This window comes from Streptomyces sp. NPDC056738, from assembly GCF_042790435.1.
Taxonomy (GTDB): Bacteria; Actinomycetota; Actinomycetes; order Streptomycetales; family Streptomycetaceae; genus Streptomyces.
On the sequence record NZ_JBHTZF010000014.1, the window covers coordinates 126,057 to 149,392 of the forward strand.

Here is a 23,336-nt window from a genome sequence, read left to right on the forward strand (position 1 = left end):
ACGCGCGCGTCGGTGGTGTCGGCTGCGGTGTTACGCGTTCGTGCCGGCCTTGCGGCGACGGACGACGACCAGCGCACCGGCGCCGGCGACGACGGCGATACCGCCGGCGAGGCCGATCATCGGCAGCGCGGAGCTGGAGCCCGTCTCGGCGAGGCTGCCGTCGACCGAAGGCGTGTTGCTCTTGTCGGCGGGCTTGTCCGAGACCGGGACCTTGCCGCCGCCCTGCGGCTTGGTGCCGTCGGTGTCCGTGCCGGCCGCGACGATCTGGAACTTGTAGGCGACCTCGCCGTAGCCGGTGCACTCCGCGTCGGCGTCGCCGTAGATGCTGGCGCCGAGGGAGAAGCCGGCGCCGACCGGGGCGCTGGACTTCACGTTGATACGAAGCGGGATGTCGACCTCGTAGTCGGGCTTGAGCTCGTCGGTGTAGCCGACGAAGCCGACCGCGTACCCGTCCTCGTCGACGTTCTCCCAGACCTTGTCGTCCGGGTTGTACGCCTGGAGCTGGACCTGCTTGCTCTTGAACATGTCCTCACCGTTCTTGTCGGGCGAAGCGCCCGCGAAGAAGCCGAGGTCACTCAGGGTGGAGTCCGAGTTGTTCAGGACGTTCAGGGAGAACTTGTGCCAGCCGCTGCCCGCCGCGATCTTGCCGGGCAGTCCGGTGATGGACACGTCGACCTTGGAGTCCGAGCACTCGGAGGGCTCGGGCTCGGGGGACTCCGACTCCGAGGCGGAGGCGCTCGGCGCGGGCGCGGACGCCGACGCGGAGTCGCTCGGGGCCGGAGCCGATGCGGAGGTGGAGGCGGAGGCCGAGGCGGAGGCCGACGCCGCGTCGGTCGGCTCGGGAGCCGACACGCTCGGGCTCGGCGACGCCGACTCGGTCGCGGACTCGGACACGCTCGCACTCGGGGACGGGCTTTCTTCCGCGAACGCGGCCGGCGCGACCGACAGCAACGCGAGCGGTGCTATGACAGCCGTCGCGGCCGCAGTGGCCATGGCACGGCGAAGCTTCATGAAGACCTCGGTGATCCAGTGCGCCGTGAACTCGCGGCGCGATTATGGAGTTTGTGGGCGGCCCACCGCGTGTGGGCGCGGATGTGACCGTTGGTTCTGCAGGTGAGACCGGCGAGGTCTGAGAATGGTTGTCCTGGATCTGACGAGATTCTTATGTGTGCTGGGTCACATCGATGTGCGGCTTGCGCACGCCCGTTCGAGACACTTAGAAAGAGCTTCGTGTCTGATCAACAGCCCGGGGAATCCGGTGAGCCGACGGTTCCTGACGACGTGTGGGAACGCTTCGCGCGCGACAGCGAGCGCGACATCCGCGCCTCGGCACCCAAGGAGCCGTCCGCCCGGGCGCGCATGGTGACGGAGCGGCTGCGCCTCCAGGACGAGCGGGAGGCCGCGCGGGCCACCCGCCGGACCGCCCGCAAGGAGTCGCGTCCGGCCGCGCAGCCCGAGGGCTGGCGGACGGGTCCCGCCTGGCGCGAGATGGACCGGCGTGCCTCCCGGCGGCGCAGACTGTGGGCGATCCTCGGGGTTCCGCTCGCCGTCGCCGTGGCCGTCGTCGCGATGAAGCCGTCCCTGCTGCCGGGCGACCTCTTCGGCGCCGCGTCCTCGTCCGCGTCGGGGTCCGCTTCGGCCGGACCCGAGCTGCCCGCCGAGACCGCCGCCCCGACCGCGCCGCCCTCCGCCGCGGCCTCGCTGACACCCACCAGGCAACGGCCGTTCGCCGGATCGCCGGCCGAGCGCTGGGCCGACGGTGCCGACGCCGTCGTCCTCCCGGAGGCCGAGCCGGTCGGCTCGTTCACGAAGGCGCAGGTGGCCGCGGCGCTGCGGCAGACCAAGAACCTGCTCGTCGGGGCCAACCTCGATCCGGCGACCCTGCGCGGCGAGCGTCCGAAGGCGGCCATCGCCGTCCTCGATCCCAAGCAGCCCCACATGATCGACGACATCGACCGCCGGCTGAGCGCGCCGGACGAGAAGCACGATCCGCTGACCCTGTTCAGCCGCTTCGACCCCGACGAGGTGCGCCTGGTCGGCCAGGTGGTCAAGGTGCGCGGCCGGATCACGTTCAAGGCGGGCAAGGACGGGTCCGTCGCCGTCCACGCCGACTACACCTTCGTCTACCCGGTGTCCCCGGCCGACGGGAACAAGGACGAGGTGACCCGCACCATCGTGCGCCGCGTCCTCGACGCCGGGTTCCTCGACCCGAGGAAGTACCAGGTCACAGCGGGCAGATTGACGATCAATCACTACGACGAGAGCATCGGCAACTCCGCCTGCGACGTCTACGACGGCTTCCTGCACCCGCAGTTCCACTCGGCGGCACCCACCGGCGCGACGCCGACCGGCCCGGCCACCGACCCGTACGACCGCAGCCACGCCCTGGAGACCTCCCGCACGGCCGGATGCGGCACGGTGTCCCGTACCTGACGGCTCGGACAGGGTCCGTCGGACGGCCCCGGGCGTCCCCGGGGCCGGCCGTTCTCTTGAGTGACCGGGCTGCTGTCCCCTGCCGTCCGGTCACACGACCTGGAGCGAGGTCCCACGACGCACGGCACGATCCGTACGTCTCATCGCTCCAGTGAAGCCACGCGTGGTTCTTTCGGGCCCGCCCCTGGCTGACACGGACACCAGAAGAAACGAAGTCCGCGGCACCCCGGATACGCGCCGTACGGGTGAGAGGGAATGCGTACGTGCGTACGCCGGGTGCGGCTCTCAGATCCGGCCGCGGCACAGTTCGAGCAGCGTCATCGCCAGCGAGGTGCCCGGCTTGCCGAGCGCGTCCCGGTAGTGGCCGAGGATCTCCATCTCGCGGGAGAGGTTCACCCGGCGGCCGCCGGACGTGATCCGCGCCTCCTGGATCACGGCCGAGACGGCCATCCGTTCCTGCACGAGACCGATGATCCGGTCGTCCAGGGCGTCGATGCGTTCACGGGCACCGGTGATCACGTCGGCGGCCTCGTCGGTACGGGCGCCGGTCTTGTCGAGTACGTCGGCCATGGTGGGGCTCCTCGGTGGAAGGGGTGCCCCGGAGCGAACCGGCCCGGAAACGGCAGACGCCCCGGGCCTTGTCGGCCCGGGGCGCCTGGGAAGTCGCTTGTCAGTTGCTCAAGCAGCACGACCATGGCAGCCGGTGGGCCGGTTGCCATAGGTAAACAGGAAGGTCGTGTGCGTGAGCATGAGGGAAGTATGCACGCCCGCGACGGCGCCGGCCAAGACGGTTCGGATGGTGAGACCCGGTGTCCGAAACCCCGGGGGCGCCAGGCCCCCCGCGGCCCCCGGTAGAATCGGCCGTACACACCCTTTTGCTCACCGCCGGAAGGCAGACCGTGCCAGAAGCGTCCCCCGCCGCCCCCGACACCGTCCTGGTCGTCGACTTCGGTGCGCAGTACGCCCAGCTCATCGCCCGTCGAGTCCGTGAGGCCCGGGTCTACAGCGAGATCGTGCCGAGCACCATGCCGGTCCAGGAGATGCTCGCCAAGAACCCGGCCGCGATCATCCTCTCCGGCGGTCCCTCGTCGGTCTACGCGGAGGGCGCCCCGCGCCTGGACCGCGAGATCTTCGAGGCGGGCGTCCCCGTCTTCGGCATGTGCTACGGCTTCCAGCTCATGGCCACGACCCTCGGCGGCACGGTCGACAACACCGGCGCCCGCGAGTACGGCCGTACGCCGCTGCACGTCTCGAAGTCCGGCTCCACCCTGTTCGAGGGCACCCCGGACGAGCAGCCGGTGTGGATGTCGCACGGCGACGCCTGCTCCGCCGCCCCCGAGGGCTTCACCGTCACGGCCTCCACGGACGTCGTCCCGGTCGCCGCGTTCGAGAACGACGAGAAGAAGCTCTACGGCGTCCAGTACCACCCCGAGGTCATGCACTCCACGCACGGCCAGCAGGTCCTGGAGCACTTCCTGTACCGCGGCGCGGGTCTCACCCCGTCCTGGACCACCGGCAACGTCATCGACGAGCAGGTCGCCCTGATCCGCGAGCAGGTCGGCACCAAGCGCGCCATCTGCGGTCTGTCCGGCGGCGTGGACTCCGCGGTCGCCGCGGCCCTCGTCCAGAAGGCCATCGGCTCCCAGCTCACCTGTGTGTACGTCGACCACGGTCTGATGCGCCAGGGCGAGACCGAGCAGGTCGAGAAGGACTTCGTCGCCGCGACCGGCGTGCAGCTCAAGGTCGTGGACGCGGAGGAGCGCTTCCTCACCGCGCTCAAGGGCGTCTCCGACCCCGAGGAGAAGCGGAAGATCATCGGGCGCGAGTTCATCCGCGTCTTCGAGCAGGCCCAGGCGGAGATCATCGCCGAGGCCGCCGAGGGCGAGGACGTCGCGTTCCTGGTCCAGGGCACGCTCTACCCGGACGTCGTCGAGTCCGGCGGCGGCACCGGCACCGCCAACATCAAGTCCCACCACAACGTGGGCGGCCTCCCCGAGGACCTGGAGTTCCAGCTCGTCGAGCCGCTGCGCAAGCTGTTCAAGGACGAGGTCCGGATGGTGGGCCAGGAGCTCGGCCTGCCCGAGGAGATCGTCCAGCGCCAGCCGTTCCCCGGCCCCGGCCTCGGCATCCGCATCGTCGGCGAGGTGACCAAGGAGCGTCTCGACCTGCTCCGTGCCGCCGATGCCATCGCCCGCGAGGAGCTGACCGCCGCCGGTCTCGACCGCGACATCTGGCAGTGCCCGGTCGTCCTGCTCGCCGACGTGCGCAGCGTGGGCGTCCAGGGCGACGGCCGGACCTACGGCCACCCGATCGTCCTGCGCCCGGTGTCCAGCGAGGACGCCATGACGGCGGACTGGTCGCGGCTTCCGTACGACGTCCTGGCGAAGATCTCGACGCGGATCACGAACGAGGTCGCGGACGTCAACCGCGTCGTGCTCGACGTGACGAGCAAGCCCCCGGGCACCATCGAGTGGGAGTAGTCCTCCCGCGGGCGGGAGGGAACTCCCGCCTCAGGTCCGCTTGAGCGTGCGCACCGGCGCGCCGGGCTTCCAGACCTGGACGACGAGATACGTCTCGTCCTCGACGAAGGTCCGCGTGACCTCCGTCAGCTCGGTGCGGAAGAGGTGGAACGGCTCCGGCGGTTCCACCTCTTTCACGTACGCCGCCTTGGCGGGAACGCCGTCGCCCACCTCGACCGCCCGCCCGCTGATCCGTACGTCGCCGCCGCCCATGTCCGTACCGGCCCCCGGGTTCACCTGGAGCGCGAAGCGCGGGTCGCGGCGCAGGTCGAGCGCCTTGAGGGAGTCCGGCATCATGCCGAGCCACAGCTCGCCGTCGAGGAAGCGCACCTCGATGCCCGAGGTGCGGGGCGAGCCGTCCTTGCGGAGGGTCGCGAGGACGTGGTGGGTGAAGGCGCCGAAGCGCCGCTCGACGGTGTCGGCGAAGGCCGGCTCGGCGGTGGAGAGTGCTGCCCAGTTCATGCCGCGAGTCTGACGCGCATACCCGACATCTTCTGTCGGGTATCGCCCGTGTCCCTGGGCATCCCACACTTTTCTCTCATGGAACACCCCTGTTCTCCTGCGCTGACCCCGGGTAACTTCCGCTCGTACCGAACACGCCAGTGCTGGAGGACAGATGCACGGGCCCACTCCGCCGCTGCCCCGCCCCACCGACCAGCTCCGCTTCGCCATGCCGCCGATGCACGAATCGCTGGACGACGAACGGCGGCACCGCAAGGAGCGGCTGGCCGGCGCGCTGCGGCTGTTCGGACGGCTCGGCTTCGAGGACGGCGTCTCCGGACACATCACGGCGCGCGACCCCGAGTACAGCGACTGTTTCTGGGTGAACCCGTTCGGCATGCCGTTCAAGCACGTCACCGTCGGCGACCTGGTCATGGCCAACCAGGAGGGCCAGGTGATCGAGGGCCGCTACCACGTGAACCAGGCCGCGTTCACCGTGCACTCCCAGGTCCACGCGGCCCGCCCCGATGTCGTCGCCGTCGCCCACTGCCACTCCGTGCACGGCCGCGCCCTGGCCGCCCTCGGCGACCTGCTCGACCCGATCACCCAGGAGAGCTGCGCCTTCTACGAGGATCACGCGCTGTACGACGCCTACAGCGGGGTCGCCGTCGACGCCGAGGAGGGCCGCAGGATCGCGTCCGCGCTGGGCAGCCGCAAGGCGCTCGTGCTGCGCAACCACGGGCTGCTGACCGTCGGGGACTCGGTGGACGCGGCGGCCTGGTGGTTCCTGTCCATGGAACGGTCGAGCCAGGTCCAGCTCACCGCGAAGGCCGCGGGCAGGCCCCTAGTCATCGACCACAAGCAGGCGGTCGCCACCCGTGAACAGCTCGGCGGCGACCTGGTGGCGTGGATCAACTACCAGCCCCTGTGGCAGGACATCAGCCGCAGCGAACCCGATCTGCTCAGCTAGGACATCTGCTCGGCCAGGGCGACGGACGGACCTGGTCGGACCTGGTCGGCCTTCCCCCAGGTCCGCCGGAACCGCCCTCGCGGCCGCCGGAACAGCGGGGCGTCGGGTCAACAAGCGGTGGCTCGCTTCACCCCCGCCGACCCGACCTGACGCGTGCGCGGGGTGCCGAGTACGGCACAATTCGCTTTCGTCACAGGAGAGTTGTCGGGTGGGGGCGCGGCAGCCGGATGTTCGTGACATTCCGGCTCTACGGAGTGTGTTCTGGCGCGGGAAGGCGGCAGTGGGCGTGGCGGTGCAGGAGGCGAGACACGGTGCGGGGCACGGTGCCGGGCCGGGGTCCGGGTCGGGCACCGGGCGGAGCGGTGGCTCTGGCGGCGGTCCGGGTGGCGGGCCCGGCGGTGGGCCGGTCGGTCGGTCGGGCGGGGGGCCCGGCGGACACGAGGGCGGCTGTACGTGCGGGGACTGTCCGCACGGGGCGCGTACGGGGCACCGGCGGGCCGTCGCCGCGTTCCTCGCCAAGCGCGACGCGCTGGCGTCGGGGCAGGGGCTGCCCGCGGGGGTCGCGCACTCCGCCTCCGCGTCCCGGCAGTGGGTGTCCGACGAACTCACCCAGTCCGCCGACCTCGTGGCCGAACGCGGCCGGCTCGAGGGCGAGGCGTGGCTGGGCCGGCTGTGGCGGTACACCGCGTTCACCGTGTGGGCCGCCGTCGTCGTCCTCCTGCTCGTGCAGGCGCTCACCGCGATCGGGGCCGGCTGGACGGCGGCGCGGACGGCGGGACTGGTCGCCGCGGTCGTGCTGGCCGGGCTTCTGACCGGGGCGGCCTGGCTGCACCGGACGCGGGGCGGGGCCCTGGCACCGGTCATCGGCGAGGACAACCGGATCTCCACCTCCCGTGCGGTGGCCGCCGGCTGGGTGCTGTTCGTGGTGTACGCGGTGCTCGTGCTGGTGGGCCGGCTCGCCGCGGCGTCCTCGCACGGGCTCCGGGACGAACTCATCGCCGGGTTCGAACTCGCCCGGGCGGCCGGGGTCGTGACCGTCGTCGCCGTGGTCTGCGGGGTCGCCGTGCTGGTGCGGCGCGTGGTCGGGCTGCGGGTGCTGGGGCAGCGGCTCCAGAAGGTCCGCGCCGACCGGCCGCGGGCGGCGGATCTGCTCACCGACGACTCGGGGCGGGGTGGCTTCGCCGACATCCAGTACGTCGTGATCAGCGGGGTCGCTCTCGTCTTCGCCGCGGTGCGGCTGGCTCGGCGGCCGTCGCAGTTGCCCGATCTGCCGTGGGGGCTGGCCCTGTTGGTGCTGGTGTCGGCCGCGACCTATCTCGCCGGGAAGTACGCCGAGGGCGGGCGGCCGGTGATCCTGTCCGTGGTCCGGTCCCGAGAGGCGGGTGATCTGGACGCGCCGATCCGGACCGGGGACGACATCGAGATCCGGGGGGCCGGGTTCGTGCCGCCCGGGGCTCAGGGCGCGGACCGCTTGTCGCGGATGGTCGTGCGGATCGGGGCGGTGCATGTGCATGTGCCGTTGGTGCCGGTGTCCGGGGGGTTCAGCAATCCCACGGACGCGGTGCTGACCGTGCCGGTGCCGGTGGACGTGGAGCCGGGGCGGGTGGAGGTGCAGGTGGTGACGGCCGCGGGCGTGGAGACGAACCGGTACGAGATCGATGTGACGGACTGAGACCGCGGCGGCCATCGCGGTGCCGGGTCCCGGGTCCGGCCGGTGGTGGCCCGGGTCCGGCCGGTGGGTGGGTCGGGGCCGCGCCGGTACATCCGCCCGTCGCCGTTGGGTGAGTGGTGACCGTGGGAAGCGACGGGCATGTGATGTACCGGCACGTCCCCTCCCGCCGGATCCCGGCTGCGGGTGCGCGGTGGCCAGGGTGAGCGGGCCAGTTCCAGTCCCTCGGCCCACTCTCCGGTCCGGGGCCAGTTTCAGCCCCGGCCGGGAAAATTCAGCCCCTCCGGCGATTGAGGAGCGGGGTCTGGGGCGGAGCCCCAGGGGTGGGACGGGTAGGGGCGGAGGGGGCGAAGGAAGGTTTTTGGGTGGGTGGGAGAGGTGGGGCCGGGGGGTGTTCTGGGAGGTGAGGCCCGGAAAAAGGTTCCCTCGGCTGAGTCGGGGAACCGATTCGTACGTATGGTCTGTTGAGTGGTCAACGGCACGCGGGTGAGAGGTGGCGGAGAGCGATGACTCACGGTATGCGGACGGATACTCACACCCAGTATCTGGGGGAACGACGGGACTGGCGGGAGACCGCGACCCACTACGCCCTGTTGCCACTACGGATCTTCCTGGGCGTCACCTTCATCTACGCCGGCCTCGACAAACTCACGGACAGCGCCTTCCTGAAGGCCTCCGGCTCCGGCTCGATCGGCGACATGATGCGCACGGTGCGTGATTCCTCCGCGATACCGGCCCTCGTCGACCTGTCCCTGAAGAACCCCGTCGGCTTCGGCTACGCCATCGCGTTCGGCGAACTGGCCGTCGGGATCGGCACCCTGATAGGCCTGCTGGCCCGCCTTGCCGCGCTCGGCGGCGCCCTCATCTCGCTCAGCCTGTGGCTGACGGTGAGCTGGGCCTCCGACCCGTACTACTACGGCAACGACCTCCCGTACCTGTTCTGCTGGACGCCCCTGCTGCTGGCCGGCGCGTCCTACTGGTCGTTGGACGCCGTGATCAAACGACGCCGTCAGCAGCGGACCGGCTACTGAGCCCGACGGGTTCGATCGCCGGGCCCGCATGAAGCCGTGCGGGCGGAGCGGGAGTTCAGGTGCGGCTCCGCCCCGCGCGGCGTCTGCGGACGGCGTGGTTCACCGAGGCCACGGCGCCCGCCAGGCAGAGCCCGACCACGACGACGGGGATGATGGCGAACCACTCGGTGTCCCACCAGCCCCCCGCGTCTCCGGCGTAGGCGATGCCCCCGGCGGTGAGGAACAGGCCCGCCACCAGCTTTCCGGGCTGGAACTCATGACGAGGCACGGGCCACCTCCGCCTGGCCGACGCCGACCTGGAGGTCGAGGTCGAAGACGCCTCCGCCCTTGGCGCCCGTCGCCGGCGGCAGTGTCACCCGTTTGTGCTTGCCCGGTTCCACGTCCACGTCCTTCTTGTCGTCACCCGGAAGCTGGATGTCGCCCACGCCCACCTCGACGGACAGCCGCACGGTCGCGTCCTTGGGGACGATCACCTTCAGATGGCCCGCGCCCACCTCGGCCTTCGTCCTCACGGTCTGCCCCTTGGCGAGGTCGACACCGCTCAGGTCGAGGGTGCCCACTCCCGTGCCCAGGTCGTAGCCCGGCCGTACGTCGGCCGCGGTCGCCGGGGTCCAGTCCGTCCGTACCCAGTGGGTGCCGATGTCCTTCGGCAGGGCCGCCGAGGCCGCCAGGAGACCGGCCGTGATCACCGCGAGGAAGACCGTTCCCGCGCCCGTGCGACCGCGGAACGAGCTCACGGCGATGCCCAGGCCGAACACGATGAGCGCGGCGGCCAGTCCGGCCTGGAGGCTGGTGCCGAGCGCGTGGTCGTGCCAGTTCAGGCTGGTGGTGAGGCCGCCGGCGAGCAGCGCGAGCAGGAAGACGCGGCCGCCTATCGGACGGGGGCCGCGTGGTCCGCGCTCCCGTTCCGTCCGCGGGACGGGGCGTGAGGTGCCGCGGGCGATGTTGAGCGCGGCCGCGACGTCGCGGTCCCGGGTCTCCACGGGACCCCACATGTAGCCGGTGCCGCCGACGTGCGAACCGTCCTTCACGATCGGGTCGCGCCACCACGAGGGATAGGAGTCGGGGGCGGGCGGGGCCTTCGCCTCCGGCGGCGCGTCGGCGGCGGCCTGCGCGGCCAGCGGGTCCGGGTCGGCGGCGCCGCGGTTCTGCGACCAGTAGCCCGCGCCCGCCAGCAGCAGGGACAGGACGACGGCGAACGTCAGCACGCTGCCGTTCTTGAGCATGGACAGGAACACCCCGCAGCCGACCAGCGCGAAGAGCACGGCGGTCAGCGCGGGACCGTCGACCCGGCCGGTGAGCAGCTTGCGGACCTCGTTCTCCTCCTCGTCGTCGTACGGGACGAAGAGCCACGCGAAGCCGTAGAAGATGAGGCCGATGCCGCCGGTCGCGGCGAGCACCGCGAGCACGATCCGGAAGATCACCGGGTCCATGTCGCACTGCCGGCCGAGCCCGGCGCACACCCCGCCGAGCGTCTTCTGCCGGCGGTCGCGCCGGAACCTGCGCGGCACCTCGGAGGAGGCGTCGGCGGCTGCGCCGGCCGGCCGGGCCGCGGCCGCTTCCCCGTGAGCACGCGGCTCGTCACCCGGAGCGGCGCCGGGCTCCGGCTCCGCCGCCGCGTGCTGCTGATCTGTCATGCGTCCATGGTGACGGGCGGGACGGCGCGGCGGCAGTCGGGATGACCCTGGCCGAACCCTGATATCCGCCCGGAGGGGAGGGCGGGGGGCGTTCGAACGCCGGTTCTCGAAGATCAGGGGAGTATCCGGGGCCGACCCTGATGCTCCGGTGGGCCGGGCGTGTGAACATCGGTGGCATGCCGGAAGCCGCAGTCCTGCCCACCGACGACCCGCGGCCCCCGCGCAAGCTCTACCGAAGCAGCGACGGACGCTGGCTCGGGGGAGTGGCGCGAGGGCTCGCCGGGCATCTCGGGCTGCCCGTGGTCTGGGTGCGGCTGGTGTTCGTCGGACTGTTCATGGCGGACGGGCTGGGCGCGCTGCTGTACGCCGCGTTCTGGTTCTTCGTACCGCTCGGCGTCGGCGGCGTCGGCTCCGGCCGCACCCCGGCGTTCACCACCGAGACCTCGCCCGACGGCCGGCGCAGACTGGTGGCCCGCAAGCCGGACAAGGGCCAGATCGTCGCCCTGCTCCTCATGGTCGTCGTGGCCATGGTCTTCGTCGGCAACGTGAATCTCGGCGGCGGCACGAAGGCGTATCTGTGGCCCACGGTCCTCGTCGGCGCGGGCGTCGCCCTGGTCTGGCGCCAGGCGGACAACGCGCGGCGGGCCCGCTGGGCGGAGGTCGGCCGCCGCCGCCGTACGCTCACGCTCCTGCGCTCCGCGGCGGGCGTGCTGCTCGTCACGGCCGGCGTCTCCGGGATCTTCGTCCTCCAGGGCTCCGCGGCCCACCTCGGCTCGGTGCTCCAGGCGGCGCTCGCGGTCCTCGTCGGTATCGCCCTGCTCGCGGGCCCCTATCTGATCCGGATGACCCAGGACCTGTCCGAGGAGCGCCTGATGCGCATCCGCGCGCAGGAACGGGCCGAGGTCGCCGCCCACGTCCACGACTCCGTGCTGCACACCCTCACCCTGATCCAGCGCAACGCGGAGAACGCGAACGAGGTGCGCCGGCTGGCCCGCGCCCAGGAACGCGATCTGCGCGCCTGGCTGTACAAGCCGGACGGCAGCGGCAAGGACGAGGACGAGGAGCCCGCCACCCTCGCCGAGGCGGTCCGCGGCCACGCCGCCGAGGTGGAGGACAAGCACGGCGTCCCCATCGAGGTCGTCGTCGTGGGCGACTGCCCCCTCGACGACCGGCTGACCGCGCAGATGCAGGCGGCGAGGGAAGCGATGGTGAACGCCGCCAAGTACGGTGGCGAGGGCGGCGCGGTACAGGTCTACGCCGAAGTCGAGGGCAGGACGGTCTTCGTGTCCGTCCGCGACCGCGGCCCGGGCTTCGACCTCGACGCGATACCCGCCGACCGCATGGGCGTCAGAGAATCGATCATCGGCCGCATGGAACGCAACGGCGGCACGGCGCGGCTGCGCGCGGTGCCGGACGGCGGCACGGAGGTCGAGCTGGAGATGGAGAGGGCGGAGAAAACGTCATGAGCGACACGAACGAGCCTGTGGAGTCCGGCGGTTCGGCCGCGGAGACCTCCGGTGCCACCGCGTCCGCGGGAGCCGGCGCCGAGGGCGGGCGCCGGGTGCGCGTGGTGCTCGTGGACGACCACCGCATGTTCCGTACGGGGGTCCAGGCCGAGATCGGGGAGACCGCGCGGACCGGTGTCGAGGTGGTCGGCGAGGCCGCGGACGTCGACCAGGCGGTCACGGTCATCACGGCCACCCGCCCCGAGGTCGTCCTCCTGGACGTCCATCTTCCCGGCGGCGGCGGTGTCGAAGTGCTGCGCCGCTGCGCTCCGTTGATGGCCGACGCCGAGCAGCCGGTCCGCTTCCTCGCGCTGTCCGTGTCGGACGCCGCCGAGGACGTGATCGGTGTGATCCGCGGCGGCGCCCGGGGCTATGTGACGAAGACGATCACCGGCACGGATCTCGTGGACTCCGTGTTCCGCGTCCAGGACGGCGACGCGGTCTTCTCCCCGCGCCTCGCCGGATTCGTCCTCGACGCCTTCGCCTCCACCGACGCCCCGCCCGTCGACGAGGACATGGACCGCCTCACCCAGCGCGAACGCGAGGTCCTGCGCCTCATCGCCCGGGGGTACGCGTACAAAGAGATCGCCAAGCAGCTCTTCATCTCCGTCAAGACGGTCGAGTCGCACGTCTCGGCGGTCCTGCGCAAGCTCCAGCTCTCCAACCGCCACGAGCTGACCCGCTGGGCGACGGCCCGCCGCCTGGTCTGACCCCGGCGCTCAGGCGACCCGGGTGGCCCCGGCGAAGGGCATCTCGCTGATCGGGGCCACCCGCACGGGCGCCGACGGATTCGGGGCGTGGATCATCTGGCCGTTGCCGATGTAGATGCCCACGTGGGTGATGCCCGCGTAGAAGAACACCAGGTCGCCGGGCTGGAGTTCGGACAGGGTGACCCGTCGGCCGGCGTTGATCTGGGAGTAGGTCGTGCGGGGCAGGGAGACGCCCGCGGATCGGTACGCGGCCTGGGCGAGCCCGGAACAGTCGAAGGCGTTGGGTCCGGTGGCGCCCCACACGTAGGGGCTGCCGAGCTTCGAGTAGGCGTAGGCGACGGCGGCCGCCGCCCGGGAGTTGGGCGCCGCGGTGCCCGCAGCGGCGGCACCGGACGAGCCGGAGGCGCCGGACGACGCGACCGGTGCGGGGTCACGCGAGGCGTCGCGCGAGACGTGCTGCCCGTCGTTCGCGCCGCCTCGCTCCGCGTACTGCGTGCGCTGCTGCGGAGTGAGGCGGTCGAGCAGCCGGCGGGCCGCTTCGAGCTTCTCGTTGACCGTCTTCTTGTGCTGCTTCAGCTCGGTCTGCCGCGACTTGAGCTCGGCCAGTTCGATGTCCGCCGACCCGCGCAGCTGCTCCAGCTCGCGGAGCTGTTTGCGTACCCCGGCGATCTCGGCCGACTGCCGGGTGCCGACCCGCTCGGCGAGCGCGGCCCCGTCCAGGTACTGATCGGGGTGGTCGGAGAGCGCGAGCTGCACCACGGGGTCGAGCCCGCCGCTGCGGTACTGCGCCGCCGCCATCGAACCCAGCGCGTCCCTGGCCGAGTTGAGCCGGTCCTCCCGGCGGGCCGCCTCGTCGCGGAGCTTGCTCAGCTTCGCCTCCGCCTGGCCGGCCTTCTCCTTGGCGCCGTCGTACTTCTGGGTGGCGGCCTCCGCCTCCTCGTACAGCTTGTCGACCCGGGCCTTCACCTGTGCCGGGGAGAGCTGGGGGTCGGCGTGTCCGACCCCGTCGAAGGCGGTGGCCGTCGCCGCGCCCGCGAGGGCGATGGTGACCGCCGTGCGGGCCGTGTTTCCGCCGACCGAGCGCTGTCTGGCCTTGCGGTGCGCTGCCACGAGGGCCCACATCCTTCCGTGCGACCGCCCTTGAGGTGCGGTCAAGCGGTGACACGTCCGGCGGCGGCGCACACAGGGGGAGCGGGCCGCCGCCGGACCTTCTCGGCGGTGGTGTCCGACTGCCGTCCCTGGCCCGGACGGTGGTGGGGAGCCGGTCACCTGGTGGAGGACGCTAAACCTGAGAGTGCGCCGTTGGTAACGCTATGTACGGAACTATCGCGATTGGATCGACGGGTGACCAAATGTGACCAAGATCCTGTCTGTACGTCATCGACTTCACGCAGGGTCATGACCGAAGCGGCGAATCCCGGACAGTTCGCGTGGTGCCGGTGCTATGGGTGACGCGCGACGGTCGGGTGGAGGGAGAGTGGAGGTTGGGGCGCCCCGGTCGGGAGGGGCCCGGTCGGCGGGGGCGTCAGGGGGTGCGGTTAGGCTCCGGCCCCATGGGCGTACTCATCCACCTCTTCGTCGGCCTGCACATCATCGGCATCGCCGCGCTCCTCGGCGGCTTCCTCACGCAGATGAAGGCGATGGGCAAGGGCACCGCCCGCTTCGTCCCGGCGATGCTGCACGGCGCGCTGACCATGCTGGTGACCGGAGTCGCCCTGGTCGGGCTCAACCAGGCCGACGGCGGCACGGTGAACACCGTCAAGATCGGTGTGAAGCTGGCCCTGCTGATCGTGATCCTCGGGCTCGTCTACGTGAAGCGGGACGACGAGACGGTCGACAAGCGCCTCTTCGGCCTGGTCGGACTGCTGACCGTCACGAACATCTTCATCGCCGTCCTGTGGACCTGACCTCGGATCCGAAGGCGAGAGCGGTACCCACGACCGCCAGGAGCCAGGCCGCCACCGCGATCCACAGCAGCACCTGCCCGGTCCCCTTGAGCCAGAAGACGTCGAGGGCGGCCGAGACCGCGAGCGTGGCCACCGCCGACATCCCCATCGGGAAGACGGACGACCAGCGCCGTACGTCGTACCGCGGGCGCGGCCACACCACCTCCGCGACGGCCAGCAGGAAGTAGCAGACGAGGTCCAGCACGAGCAGCGCGCCGGTCGTGGCGCGCAGGACGCCCTGGTCGTCGTTGTTCCACAGATACGGATTCACGTCGTGCGCCACGACGAGCCCGGCCCCGGCCAGCGCCGAGATGCCCAGCGCGCCGGCCGCGATCCAGTGGTCCCCGGCGCCCTTCCGCACCTCCCGCGGGTCGAAGTTCGCGAACGAGACGACGTAGAGCGCGACCCCCACCCAGAACAGCGTCATCGCGGCGTGCGCCAGCCAGTCCGAGCCCACCTCGGCGGCGATCGTCGAGCCGAGGACCGAGAGCCCCTGCGTGGCCACGCAGACGAGGAACACCTCTCCCGCCATCCGGCGCCGCCAGTGCCGCAGCACGGTCAGCAGCAGGACCGGCCAGAGCACGGCCGACAGCGCGAGCAGGACCTCGGCGAGCGTCCGCCATCCAAGGGTCGCGAACCGGGTGCCGAGCACGGTGGTCGCCGCGACCGCGTCGAGCCCCGCCGGGGCGGCGGCCCGTCGCGCCCATTGCGCCCGGTCGCCCACCAGGCGGGCGAGGAAGTCCGAGGCGAGCCCGACCCAGGCGAGCGACGCGAGGACCAGCGCGATCCGCGACAGGACCTCGTAGCCGGTCAGGTACAGCCCGGTCGAGAGGATGCCGGTGGCCATGACGGCGGCGCCGGCGGCGGGGGCCCACCCCGCCCACCAGGCGCGGAGCGGAATGGTGTCCGTCATGTCCGGTGTGTCTGGCATGCGTCGATGCTAGGGACCCGTCGAGCGGTTGCGGGCGGGCCACGCGCGGGCGGCGACGAAAACGCGGGGCACGCGCGCGGGGATCGGCAGACCCCGGCGCCCGTGCCCCGCGAGAGGGGCTTCCGCGTCCGGGCTACGCCGGGCGCACCACGCTGTGGATCGCCGAGGTGCCGTCGTAGTAGATCGACTCCTCGCGGACGTACGCTCCCGGCTTCGGCGCGTGGATCATCATGCCGTCGCCGATGTAGATGCCGACGTGGCTGATGTCGTCGTAGAAGAAGACCAGGTCGCCGGGCCGGGCGTCGGCGAGGGAGACCGTCGTGCCGGCGTTCACCTGGTCGTAGGTGACGCGCGGGAGGCTGACGCCCGCGGCCTTCCAGGCGGCCTGGGTCAGGCCCGAGCAGTCGTAGGAGTCCGGGCCGGTGGCGCCCCAGACGTACGGCTTGCCGATCTGCGCGCGGGCGAACGCGAGCGCCTCCGCCGCCTTCGACGAGGAGCTCGTGGTCGTCGATCCCGACGACGACCCGGCCGTCGAGCCGGCGGCCGAGCCGGTGGCCGGGTCGGCCGTGCCGTCCGACGAGGACTGCGACTGGGCGGCCTTCTCCGCGGCGGCCTGCTGCTTCGCCAGCTCCGCCGCCTTGGCCGCGGCCTGTTCCCGCTTCTTCTTCTCGATCGCCGCCAGCCGCGCCTTTTCCTCGGAGTTCAGCTTCGAGAGCAGATCCCGGGCCTCGGAGAGCTTGCGCTGCACGTCGGCCTTGGACGTCTTGAGCGCCTTCTGCGAGGCGGTCAGCGACTCCAGGCTCTCGGTGGCCTCCGTCCGCTTCTTGGTGGTGGCCGCCTGCTCCGTGATGTAGTCGTCGACGGCCGCCTTCTGGCGGGTCGTCAGGCGGCTCATCAACTGGGTCTGGTCGAAGTAGTCCTGGGGGTTGTCGGCGAGCAGCAGGGTCGCGGTGGAGGGCGCGGCGGCCCCCGTGCGGTACTGCGCCGCGGCGAACGTCCCCAGTTCCTCGCGCGCGCTGTTGAGCTTCTCGGTGCGCTGGGCGACGTCGTCGAGCAGGGTGTCGACGCGCTTGCGCTGCTCGGCGGTCTTCTCCCGGGTCGCGTTGTACTTGTCGGTGGCGGTCTCGGCCTGGTGGTAGAGGTCGTCGACCTTCTTGGAGACCTCTTCGATGCTGGGCCGGGGCTCGGCCGAGGGGGTGGCGTCGGCGGTCTGGGAGAGCAGGGCCACGGAGGTGAGTGCCGCTGTGGCGAGGAAGGGGGTCCGTATGCCCCCGATGCGCGTGCCGGTGGGACGCGCCTTGCGGTGTGACGCCAAGAGAGGCGACTCCTTCCGTCATCCGCCTGCCGAGTTAGCTGTCGGGTTCGGGCGGGTGGTTCCGGAAGGCTGCCCTACGGTCCGTGCCCCACGGGGCGGTTGGACCGATTCACCCCAAAGTCGGTGGGTCCCCGGCTCCGGGGCCTCGCGGCACACCGGATTCGGCGGAGGCCGCCCGGCCCGGCGGAGTTCGCCGGATGCGGTCGAGCGGCCTTCGAGCACGCTAGCCAACGGGTGTGGCCCGTGTGAAGGTTGATGCCCGATACGTCCGATACATTTTCGTGACCATTCGCCAGGTGCGGCAGAGCGGCAGTGCGCCAGGGCGGCAGTGCGCCAGGTGCGGCAGACGCCACAGGTGTCGCGGGTGCGGCCGGGTGCGGCGGGTGCGGCGGTGCACAGGTGCCGGGGGTGCGGCACATGTCGCTGGTGTCGCGGGGGCAGTGCGGGCGGCGACGGGCGCATGCCTCGACCACGGTCCGGGGCGACCCTTCACGCCGGGTGCCCGTACGGTCGCGCACGGTCGCGGGGTGGGATCTCGGCGGAGGCAGGGGGCTTACCTGGTGTCCGCCGGGCGCCTCGTCACGACTTCGGGCCGAGTTCTCGGGGTGGCGGCGGGCTGTCAGTGGGGCGGCCTAGACTCGGAGAGCGATGAGCAGCCTCTTTGACGACAGCTTCCTGGCGAACCTCAAGCCCTCCGCGGGCCACGAGGACGAACACCCGCCGCCGCCCGAGGACGATCACGTACCGGAGCCGGTTCCGGACGATCTGTTCGGCGGGAAGTTCGACCTGCCGCCGAGCCGGGACGCGTACTACCGCGACGGCGCGCCCAGGCCCGCCGTGGACCCCGCGGCCCTGCTGGACGGACTGAACGAGAACCAGCGCGCGGCCGTGGTGCACTCCGGCTCCCCGCTGCTCATCGTGGCCGGCGCCGGCTCGGGCAAGACGCGTGTGCTCACCCACCGCATCGCGCACCTGCTGGGCGAGCGCGACGTCCACCCCGGCCAGATCCTCGCGATCACGTTCACCAACAAGGCCGCCGGTGAGATGAAGGAGCGTGTCGAGGCGCTCGTCGGCCCGCGCGCCAACGCGATGTGGGTGATGACCTTCCACAGCGCCTGCGTCCGCATCCTCCGCCGCGAGAGCAAGACCCTCGGCTTCACCTCGTCCTTCTCGATCTACGACGCCGCCGACTCCAAGCGCCTGATGGCCCTCGTCTGCCGTGATCTCGACCTCGACCCCAAGCGGTTCCCGCCGAAGTCGTTCAGTGCCAAGATCTCGAACCTGAAGAACGAGCTGATCGACGAGGAGGACTTCGCCGCCCAGGCCGCCGACGGCTTCGAGAAGACCCTCGCCCAGGCGTACGCGATGTACCAGTCGAGGCTGCGCGAGGCCAACGCGCTCGACTTCGACGACCTGATCATGACCACGGTCAACCTGCTGCGCGCCTTCCCGGACGTCGCCGAGCACTACCGCCGCCGCTTCCGGCACGTCCTCGTCGACGAGTACCAGGACACCAATCACGCCCAGTACGCCCTCGTCCGCGAACTCGTGGGGACCTCCGAGCACCCCGTGGACGTACCGCCCAGCGAGTACGACCTGCCTCCGGCCGAGCTGTGCGTCGTGGGTGACGCGGACCAGTCGATCTACGCCTTCCGCGGCGCGACCATCCGCAACATCCTCCAGTTCGAGGAGGACTACCCGAACGCGACGACGATCCTCCTGGAGCAGAACTACCGCTCCACCCAGACGATCCTGTCCGCCGCCAACGCGGTCATCGAGCGCAACGAGTCCCGCCGCCCCAAGAACCTGTGGACCAACGCGGGCGCCGGCTCGAACATCACGGGCTACGTCGCGGACACCGAGCACGACGAGGCCCAGTTCGTCGCCGAAGAGATAGACCGCCTCACCGACGCGGGCGACGCCAGGGCCGGCGACGTCGCGGTCTTCTACCGCACGAACGCGCAGTCCCGTGTCTTCGAAGAGATCTTCATCCGCGTCGGCCTGCCGTACAAGGTCGTCGGCGGTGTCCGCTTCTACGAGCGCAAGGAGGTCCGGGACGTCCTCGCCTACCTCAGGGTGCTGGCCAACCCCGAGGACTCGGTCCCCATGCGCCGCATCCTGAACGTGCCCAAGCGCGGGATCGGCGACCGCGCCGAGGCGATGATCGACGCCCTGGCGCAGCGCGAGAAGATCAGCTTCCCGCAGGCGCTGCGCCGCGTCGACGAGGCCTACGGCATGGCCGCGCGCTCCACCAACGCGGTCAAGCGGTTCAACACGCTCATGGAGGACCTCCGTACGATCGTCGAGTCCGGTGCGGGCCCGGCGACCATCCTGGAGGCCGTCCTCGAACGCACCGGCTATCTCGCCGAGTTGCAGGCCTCGACCGACCCGCAGGACGAGACCCGGATCGAGAACCTCCAGGAACTCGCCGCCGTGGCCCTGGAGTTCGAGCAGGAGACCGGCGAGGACGAGACCCCGGCCGGACTCTCCGCGTTCCTGGAGCGGGTCGCGCTCGTCGCCGACTCCGACCAGATCCCGGACGAGGAGGACGGCAACGGCGTCATCACCCTGATGACCCTGCACACCGCCAAGGGCCTCGAGTTCCCCGTGGTCTTCCTGACCGGCATGGAGGACGGCGTCTTCCCGCACATGCGCGCGCTCGGACAGGTCAAGGAGCTGGAGGAGGAGCGGCGCCTGGCGTACGTCGGCATCACCCGCGCCCGTGAGCGGCTCTACCTCACCCGGTCCTCCATGCGCAGTGCGTGGGGGCAGCCCTCGTACAACCCGCCCTCCCGCTTCCTGGAGGAGATCCCGGCGACCCATCTGGACTGGAAGCGCACGGGAGCGACGGCGTCCCGGCCCGCGGGTCCCGTCTCCGGTGTCGCCGCCTCGCTCTCGTCCTCGCGTTCGCGGTCCGCGGCCTCGGGTGCCTCCGGGTTCGCCACCCGCCGCGGTGCCACCGAGAAGCCGGTGGTCTCGCTGGCCGTCGGCGACCGGGTCACGCACGACCAGTTCGGCCTCGGCACCGTCGTCGGCGTGAAGGGGACGGGCGCGAACGCGGAGGCGACGGTCGACTTCGGAGAGCCCAAGCCGAAGCGACTGCTGCTGCGGTACGCGCCGGTGGAGAAGCTGTAGTCCGCGAGCGACGGTCCGCGAGACCGTGCGCGGGGCCGTCGGCCGTCCGGAGACGGGCGGCCGAGGGCCACGGGCGCCGGGTTTCTGCCCGAGGGCACGCGGCGGCCGGGTTCCCGCCCGCGATCGGGGTCGTTACGTGGGGTCCAGGCCGTGGCTGCGCAGCCACGGCAGCGGGTCGATCGCCGCGCCGCCCGCCGGGCGGACCTCGAAGTGCAGGTGCGGGCCGGTCGAGTTGCCGGAGTTCCCCGAGAAGGCGATCTGCTCGCCGGCCTTGATGGTGGTGCCCGAGGCGACCTTGTACGTGGAGAGGTGGCAGTACCACGTCTCCGTGCCGTCCATCGCGGTCACGATCATCATGTTGCCGTACGCGCTGTTCCACTGCGTCCGGACGGTCCCGTCCGTCGCGGCCATCACCGGCGTCCCGTAGGAGACGGGGAAGTCGATGCCCGTGTGCACGGACATCCAGTTGACGCCTGCCTGGCCGAAGTAGGCGCTGAGGCCGTGCTGCCCGACGGGAAGGGCGAACTTCGGACGCAGCCGCTCCTTGCGGGCCGCCTCCTCCGCCGCCTTCTTCTTCTCCGTCGCCTGCTGCGCCTTGAGGTCGATACGTTCCTGCGTGCGGCTCGCCCGGTCGGCGAAGTCGTCCGCGCCGGCGGACAGACTCTGGAGCTGGGTGTCCAGCTTGACGTTGGCGGCCGACGGCTTCACCGGGGTCGTGTCGGAGGCGCTGGCCGTGGTGTCCTTCGAGTCGTTCCCGCCGAGGCCGCCGACACCGCCCACGGAGGCGGCGGCGATCCCCGCGACCCCCATGACACAGGCCGAGGGCACCGCGACGGTCAGCAGAGCGGAACGTTTCGCGGGGCTGCGGCGCCGGGCGCGGGAGCCACCGCGGGGCACGGGGTGGCGGACCGGGGTGATCTCCTCCTGGTCCTCCAGCAGCGGCCGCTCGCGGTCCTCGTCGTACGGGTCGTACGGGTCGTGGTCGTCGGGGCCGTCCGTGTCCGCGAAGTCCTCGGCCGGGTCGAACCCGGCCTCGCTCCCGCCGGTGTCGGGCCGACCGTGGACCGCGTGGTCGAAGGTCGTGGTCGCCTGCTGGTCGAAGGGCACCGCGTCCGCCGCGTCAGGCGTCCCCTCGTACGTCATGTCGAGCTGCGTCAGTGCGTGGTCGTACGACGCGGACTCCGGCTGCGGCTGGTCGTACGGGTCCGTCCCGGCGTGCTCGTACGTCTCCGTCTGCGCGTGCTCGTACGTCTCCGTCCGCGGGTGCTCGTAGGCCTCGTACATGCCCTGGCCGCCGGCGCTGTTCCACTGCGTGGCGTCGTACGCGCCGGTCTCCTGCGTCGGCACCGTCCACTGCTGGGTGCCGTCGAGGGGCTGCTCGGGCTGGATCCAGGCGTTGGCGTCCCACTGGCCCGAGGCGTCGGGGCCGGGATGCTGCGCGGGGATGTCGGTGAGCTGCTGGTAGCCGTTCGTCCAGGCCGTCGAGTCGTGGGCGCCGGTGTCGTAGGCCGTGTGCTGCGCGGCGTACGGGTCATAGCCCATCGGCTGCTGGATCCCCGCGTTCCACTGCGTGGCGTCGTACGAGCCGGTGCCGGCCCCGTTCGGCATGGTGCCGAAGAGCGGGTCTCCGGCGAAGTCCGAGCCGGCGTAGGCGCCCATGGTGGCCGCGCCCGGGTCGAAGGCGGTGGCGGAGTGGTCGGCGTACGCGGTGAAGTCGCCGTACTGGGCTTCTTGCGCGCCGTAGGACGCGTAGGACGCCGAGGCGGCGTCGGAAGCCGGGGCCGGGGGAGTCGCGATCCCCGACGGGTGACGGTCGTTCACCAACTTCTCTTTCGCCTCGACAACAGGGGCTGGCAGAGCAGTGCGGCGACTGTACCCGGCGGTATGCGGGCGCGACAATCTTCGGCAGGTTTCCCCTTCGCAGGAAACGGGCATTCGGCCGTGTTTCGGGGGAGGGCGGGCAAGGCCTTGGCCTGGCGTTCGATAAGTGTTCGAGAATTTGCTTCCGTGGGAAGGCCGTTGGGCGGCCGTCAGCCCTCCCGACGGCCGCCCTCGGACCGTTTCGTGCCCCCTCGGACCGCTTCCGCGGTGCTTCCGTCGCGCTTCCGTGGCACCTCACGCCACCATGGGGCCGGCTCTCACACCATCGCCACCGTCACGCCACCGTGAGTCCGCTGCTGCGGGCCACGGCGCGAGCTCCGGACATCTCGATGTCGAGTGCCTGCCGGATGCCGGTCGCGACGGCCGGATGCACGGGCAGCGCGAGATGGCCGACACCGCTCACGCGGACGTTCTGGGCGAGCAGGTCGGGGTGCTCGACGCAGGCCGTCTCCAGCGGGTCCATCAGGTGGTCGAGATCGCTCCAGAAGCTGACGAACTGCGTACGGCAGCCCGGAGCGGGGCCGGTCAGTTCCTCGATCACGGGGGAACCGGGGCGCATCTGCCGGACGATCGGGTGCGCGTTCATCAGCGGCGCGACCCGGGTGCCCGAGTGCGGGGTGCCGAGCGTGACGAGGGTGCGGACGTGGGTGTCGCCGCCGAGGCACTGGACGTAGTAGCGCGCGATCAGTCCGCCGAGGCTGTGCCCGACGATGTCCACGCGGTCATGGCCCGTGCGCTCGCAGATCTCCTCGATGTGCCGGCCGAGCAGTTCCGCCGCCGTACGGATGTCGCACGTCAGCGGCGAGTAGTTCAGGGACTCGATGTGCTGCCTGCCGTGCTGGGCGAGATTGCGGCGCAGCAGGACGAAGACGGAGCGGTTGTCGATGAAGCCGTGCAGCAGGACGACCGGGGGCTTGGACTCGGTGGGGAGCGTGGCCGTCACGTCGGGTGGGGGGAGCGGACGTCCGGTGCGGCGCTCCTGCGTGATGCCGGAGGGATAGAGGAGGAGGTGCCCGGCGAGGATCGCGAGCTCCAGTGCCGTGGCCTTCAGCAGGGCCACCGAGAGCCCGGCCAGTTTCGTCGGAAACAGGCGCTGGCACAGGGGGAGAAAGGGCGACGCAGCCTCGGTCACCTTCATGGCCGACCTCCAGTCGGCACGCGGGAGGACCACTCCGTCCCCCGTGTGCCCTAGTGGAAAGCCGTGAGGTCGGCG

At 71.4% G+C, this 23,336-nt stretch carries 19 protein-coding genes and 1 riboswitch; of the genes, 9 read left to right on the forward strand and 10 right to left on the reverse strand.

Going from position 1 to position 23,336, the window contains the following annotated elements:
* Nucleotides 1–30: 30 nt before the first annotated feature.
* Complete coding sequence (locus ACFRIC_RS32195) at nt 31–1,011, reverse strand: LAETG motif-containing sortase-dependent surface protein (RefSeq protein ID WP_382793105.1); 981 nt, start codon at nt 1,009–1,011, stop codon at nt 31–33.
* Nucleotides 1,012–1,230: 219 nt separating this feature from the next.
* Here ACFRIC_RS32195 and ACFRIC_RS32200 point away from each other — a divergent pair, with 219 nt between their 5' ends.
* The gene (locus tag ACFRIC_RS32200) at nt 1,231–2,433 is read left to right on the forward strand and encodes a hypothetical protein (protein WP_382793107.1); all 1,203 of its coding nucleotides are present in this window, start codon (nt 1,231–1,233) and stop codon (nt 2,431–2,433) included.
* A gap of 285 nt (nt 2,434–2,718) precedes the next feature.
* On the opposite strand, the gene ACFRIC_RS32205 is transcribed toward ACFRIC_RS32200, so the two are convergent.
* Nucleotides 2,719–3,003, reverse strand: a complete 285-nt coding sequence (locus ACFRIC_RS32205) for a chorismate mutase (protein WP_329301276.1) — start codon at nt 3,001–3,003, stop codon at nt 2,719–2,721.
* A 329-nt stretch (nt 3,004–3,332) separates the two neighbouring features.
* Here ACFRIC_RS32205 and guaA point away from each other — a divergent pair, with 329 nt between their 5' ends.
* A complete protein-coding gene (gene guaA / locus ACFRIC_RS32210; RefSeq protein ID WP_382793110.1) occupies nt 3,333–4,913 on the forward strand; it encodes a glutamine-hydrolyzing GMP synthase in 1,581 nt (526 codons plus the stop codon).
* Nucleotides 4,914–4,943: 30 nt separating this feature from the next.
* On the opposite strand, the gene ACFRIC_RS32215 is transcribed toward guaA, so the two are convergent.
* Nucleotides 4,944–5,414 carry a pyridoxamine 5'-phosphate oxidase family protein gene (locus ACFRIC_RS32215; protein ID WP_382793114.1) on the reverse strand — a complete coding sequence of 157 codons (471 nt, stop codon included), beginning with the start codon at nt 5,412–5,414 and terminating at the stop codon, nt 4,944–4,946.
* A 154-nt stretch (nt 5,415–5,568) separates the two neighbouring features.
* On the opposite strand from ACFRIC_RS32215, the gene ACFRIC_RS32220 reads away from it, so the two are divergent.
* The 3 genes from ACFRIC_RS32220 to ACFRIC_RS32230 all read left to right on the forward strand — a co-directional run bounded on the left by ACFRIC_RS32220 (nt 5,569) and on the right by ACFRIC_RS32230 (nt 9,063).
* Nucleotides 5,569–6,363 carry a class II aldolase/adducin family protein gene (locus ACFRIC_RS32220; RefSeq protein ID WP_382793117.1) on the forward strand — a complete coding sequence of 265 codons (795 nt, stop codon included), beginning with the start codon at nt 5,569–5,571 and terminating at the stop codon, nt 6,361–6,363.
* Nucleotides 6,364–6,649: 286 nt separating this feature from the next.
* Complete coding sequence (locus tag ACFRIC_RS32225; protein ID WP_382793120.1) at nt 6,650–8,035, forward strand: hypothetical protein; 1,386 nt, start codon at nt 6,650–6,652, stop codon at nt 8,033–8,035.
* 503 nt (nt 8,036–8,538) lie between these two features.
* On the forward strand, nt 8,539–9,063 hold the full coding sequence (locus ACFRIC_RS32230) for a DoxX family protein (RefSeq protein ID WP_382793123.1): 525 nt from the start codon (nt 8,539–8,541) through the stop codon (nt 9,061–9,063).
* Between the two features lie 55 nt (nt 9,064–9,118).
* Here ACFRIC_RS32230 and ACFRIC_RS32235 read toward each other — a convergent pair whose 3' ends face one another.
* Both ACFRIC_RS32235 and ACFRIC_RS32240 read right to left on the reverse strand, forming a co-directional pair.
* On the reverse strand, nt 9,119–9,331 hold the full coding sequence (locus tag ACFRIC_RS32235) for a hypothetical protein (RefSeq protein WP_382793125.1): 213 nt from the start codon (nt 9,329–9,331) through the stop codon (nt 9,119–9,121).
* Nucleotides 9,318–10,700: a PspC domain-containing protein gene (locus ACFRIC_RS32240; RefSeq protein ID WP_382793128.1), complete on the reverse strand. Its 1,383-nt coding sequence runs from the start codon at nt 10,698–10,700 to the stop codon at nt 9,318–9,320. Before ACFRIC_RS32240 ends, ACFRIC_RS32235 begins: the two co-directional genes overlap by 14 nt.
* A 176-nt stretch (nt 10,701–10,876) precedes the next feature.
* Here ACFRIC_RS32240 and ACFRIC_RS32245 point away from each other — a divergent pair, with 176 nt between their 5' ends.
* Together ACFRIC_RS32245 and ACFRIC_RS32250 are read left to right on the forward strand one after the other, a co-directional pair.
* Complete coding sequence (locus ACFRIC_RS32245; RefSeq protein WP_355766706.1) at nt 10,877–12,166, forward strand: PspC domain-containing protein; 1,290 nt, start codon at nt 10,877–10,879, stop codon at nt 12,164–12,166.
* On the forward strand, nt 12,163–12,915 hold the full coding sequence (locus ACFRIC_RS32250) for a LuxR C-terminal-related transcriptional regulator (protein ID WP_382793131.1): 753 nt from the start codon (nt 12,163–12,165) through the stop codon (nt 12,913–12,915). Before ACFRIC_RS32245 ends, ACFRIC_RS32250 begins: the two co-directional genes overlap by 4 nt.
* A gap of 9 nt (nt 12,916–12,924) precedes the next feature.
* Here ACFRIC_RS32250 and ACFRIC_RS32255 read toward each other — a convergent pair whose 3' ends face one another.
* Nucleotides 12,925–14,025, reverse strand: a complete 1,101-nt coding sequence (locus ACFRIC_RS32255; RefSeq protein ID WP_382793133.1) for an NlpC/P60 family protein — start codon at nt 14,023–14,025, stop codon at nt 12,925–12,927.
* 443 nt (nt 14,026–14,468) lie between these two features.
* Here ACFRIC_RS32255 and ACFRIC_RS32260 point away from each other — a divergent pair, with 443 nt between their 5' ends.
* On the forward strand, nt 14,469–14,822 hold the full coding sequence (locus ACFRIC_RS32260; protein WP_382793136.1) for a hypothetical protein: 354 nt from the start codon (nt 14,469–14,471) through the stop codon (nt 14,820–14,822).
* Here the strand turns inward: ACFRIC_RS32260 and ACFRIC_RS32265 are convergent.
* On the reverse strand, nt 14,800–15,792 hold the full coding sequence (locus tag ACFRIC_RS32265; protein WP_382793138.1) for a tellurite resistance/C4-dicarboxylate transporter family protein: 993 nt from the start codon (nt 15,790–15,792) through the stop codon (nt 14,800–14,802). The two genes, ACFRIC_RS32260 and ACFRIC_RS32265, sit on opposite strands and share 23 nt — an antisense overlap.
* A 133-nt stretch (nt 15,793–15,925) precedes the next feature.
* Complete coding sequence (locus tag ACFRIC_RS32270) at nt 15,926–17,107, reverse strand: NlpC/P60 family protein (RefSeq protein ID WP_382793140.1); 1,182 nt, start codon at nt 17,105–17,107, stop codon at nt 15,926–15,928.
* A gap of 7 nt (nt 17,108–17,114) precedes the next feature.
* A riboswitch (cyclic di-AMP (ydaO/yuaA leader) is annotated at nt 17,115–17,284 on the reverse strand.
* Between the two features lie 471 nt (nt 17,285–17,755).
* Between ACFRIC_RS32270 and pcrA the strand changes: the two genes are divergently transcribed.
* Nucleotides 17,756–20,242 (forward strand): DNA helicase PcrA, encoded by a 2,487-nt coding sequence (gene pcrA, locus ACFRIC_RS32275; protein ID WP_382793143.1) that lies wholly within the window; start codon nt 17,756–17,758, stop codon nt 20,240–20,242.
* Between the two features lie 132 nt (nt 20,243–20,374).
* Here pcrA and ACFRIC_RS32280 read toward each other — a convergent pair whose 3' ends face one another.
* Complete coding sequence (locus ACFRIC_RS32280; RefSeq protein ID WP_382793146.1) at nt 20,375–22,063, reverse strand: M23 family metallopeptidase; 1,689 nt, start codon at nt 22,061–22,063, stop codon at nt 20,375–20,377.
* A gap of 334 nt (nt 22,064–22,397) precedes the next feature.
* A complete protein-coding gene (locus tag ACFRIC_RS32285) occupies nt 22,398–23,261 on the reverse strand; it encodes an esterase/lipase family protein (protein ID WP_382793148.1) in 864 nt (287 codons plus the stop codon).
* Between the last annotated feature and the right edge of the window lie 75 nt (nt 23,262–23,336).

What these genes read in the sequence shown, in the direction of transcription:
- ACFRIC_RS32195 (WP_382793105.1), bottom strand. Translation starts at nt 1,011, where the DNA reads ATGAAGCTTCGCCGTGCCATGGCCACTGCGGCCGCGACGGCTGTCATA.
- ACFRIC_RS32205 (WP_329301276.1), bottom strand. Translation starts at nt 3,003, where the DNA reads ATGGCCGACGTACTCGACAAGACCGGCGCCCGTACCGACGAGGCCGCC.
- ACFRIC_RS32215 (WP_382793114.1), bottom strand. Translation starts at nt 5,414, where the DNA reads ATGAACTGGGCAGCACTCTCCACCGCCGAGCCGGCCTTCGCCGACACC.
- ACFRIC_RS32220 (WP_382793117.1), top strand. Translation starts at nt 5,569, where the DNA reads ATGCACGGGCCCACTCCGCCGCTGCCCCGCCCCACCGACCAGCTCCGC.
- ACFRIC_RS32230 (WP_382793123.1), top strand. Translation starts at nt 8,539, where the DNA reads ATGACTCACGGTATGCGGACGGATACTCACACCCAGTATCTGGGGGAA.
- ACFRIC_RS32240 (WP_382793128.1), bottom strand. Translation starts at nt 10,700, where the DNA reads ATGACAGATCAGCAGCACGCGGCGGCGGAGCCGGAGCCCGGCGCCGCT.
- ACFRIC_RS32245 (WP_355766706.1), top strand. Translation starts at nt 10,877, where the DNA reads ATGCCGGAAGCCGCAGTCCTGCCCACCGACGACCCGCGGCCCCCGCGC.
- ACFRIC_RS32250 (WP_382793131.1), top strand. Translation starts at nt 12,163, where the DNA reads ATGAGCGACACGAACGAGCCTGTGGAGTCCGGCGGTTCGGCCGCGGAG.
- ACFRIC_RS32260 (WP_382793136.1), top strand. Translation starts at nt 14,469, where the DNA reads ATGGGCGTACTCATCCACCTCTTCGTCGGCCTGCACATCATCGGCATC.
- ACFRIC_RS32265 (WP_382793138.1), bottom strand. Translation starts at nt 15,792, where the DNA reads ATGCCAGACACACCGGACATGACGGACACCATTCCGCTCCGCGCCTGG.
- pcrA (WP_382793143.1), top strand. Translation starts at nt 17,756, where the DNA reads ATGAGCAGCCTCTTTGACGACAGCTTCCTGGCGAACCTCAAGCCCTCC.
- ACFRIC_RS32285 (WP_382793148.1), bottom strand. Translation starts at nt 23,261, where the DNA reads ATGAAGGTGACCGAGGCTGCGTCGCCCTTTCTCCCCCTGTGCCAGCGC.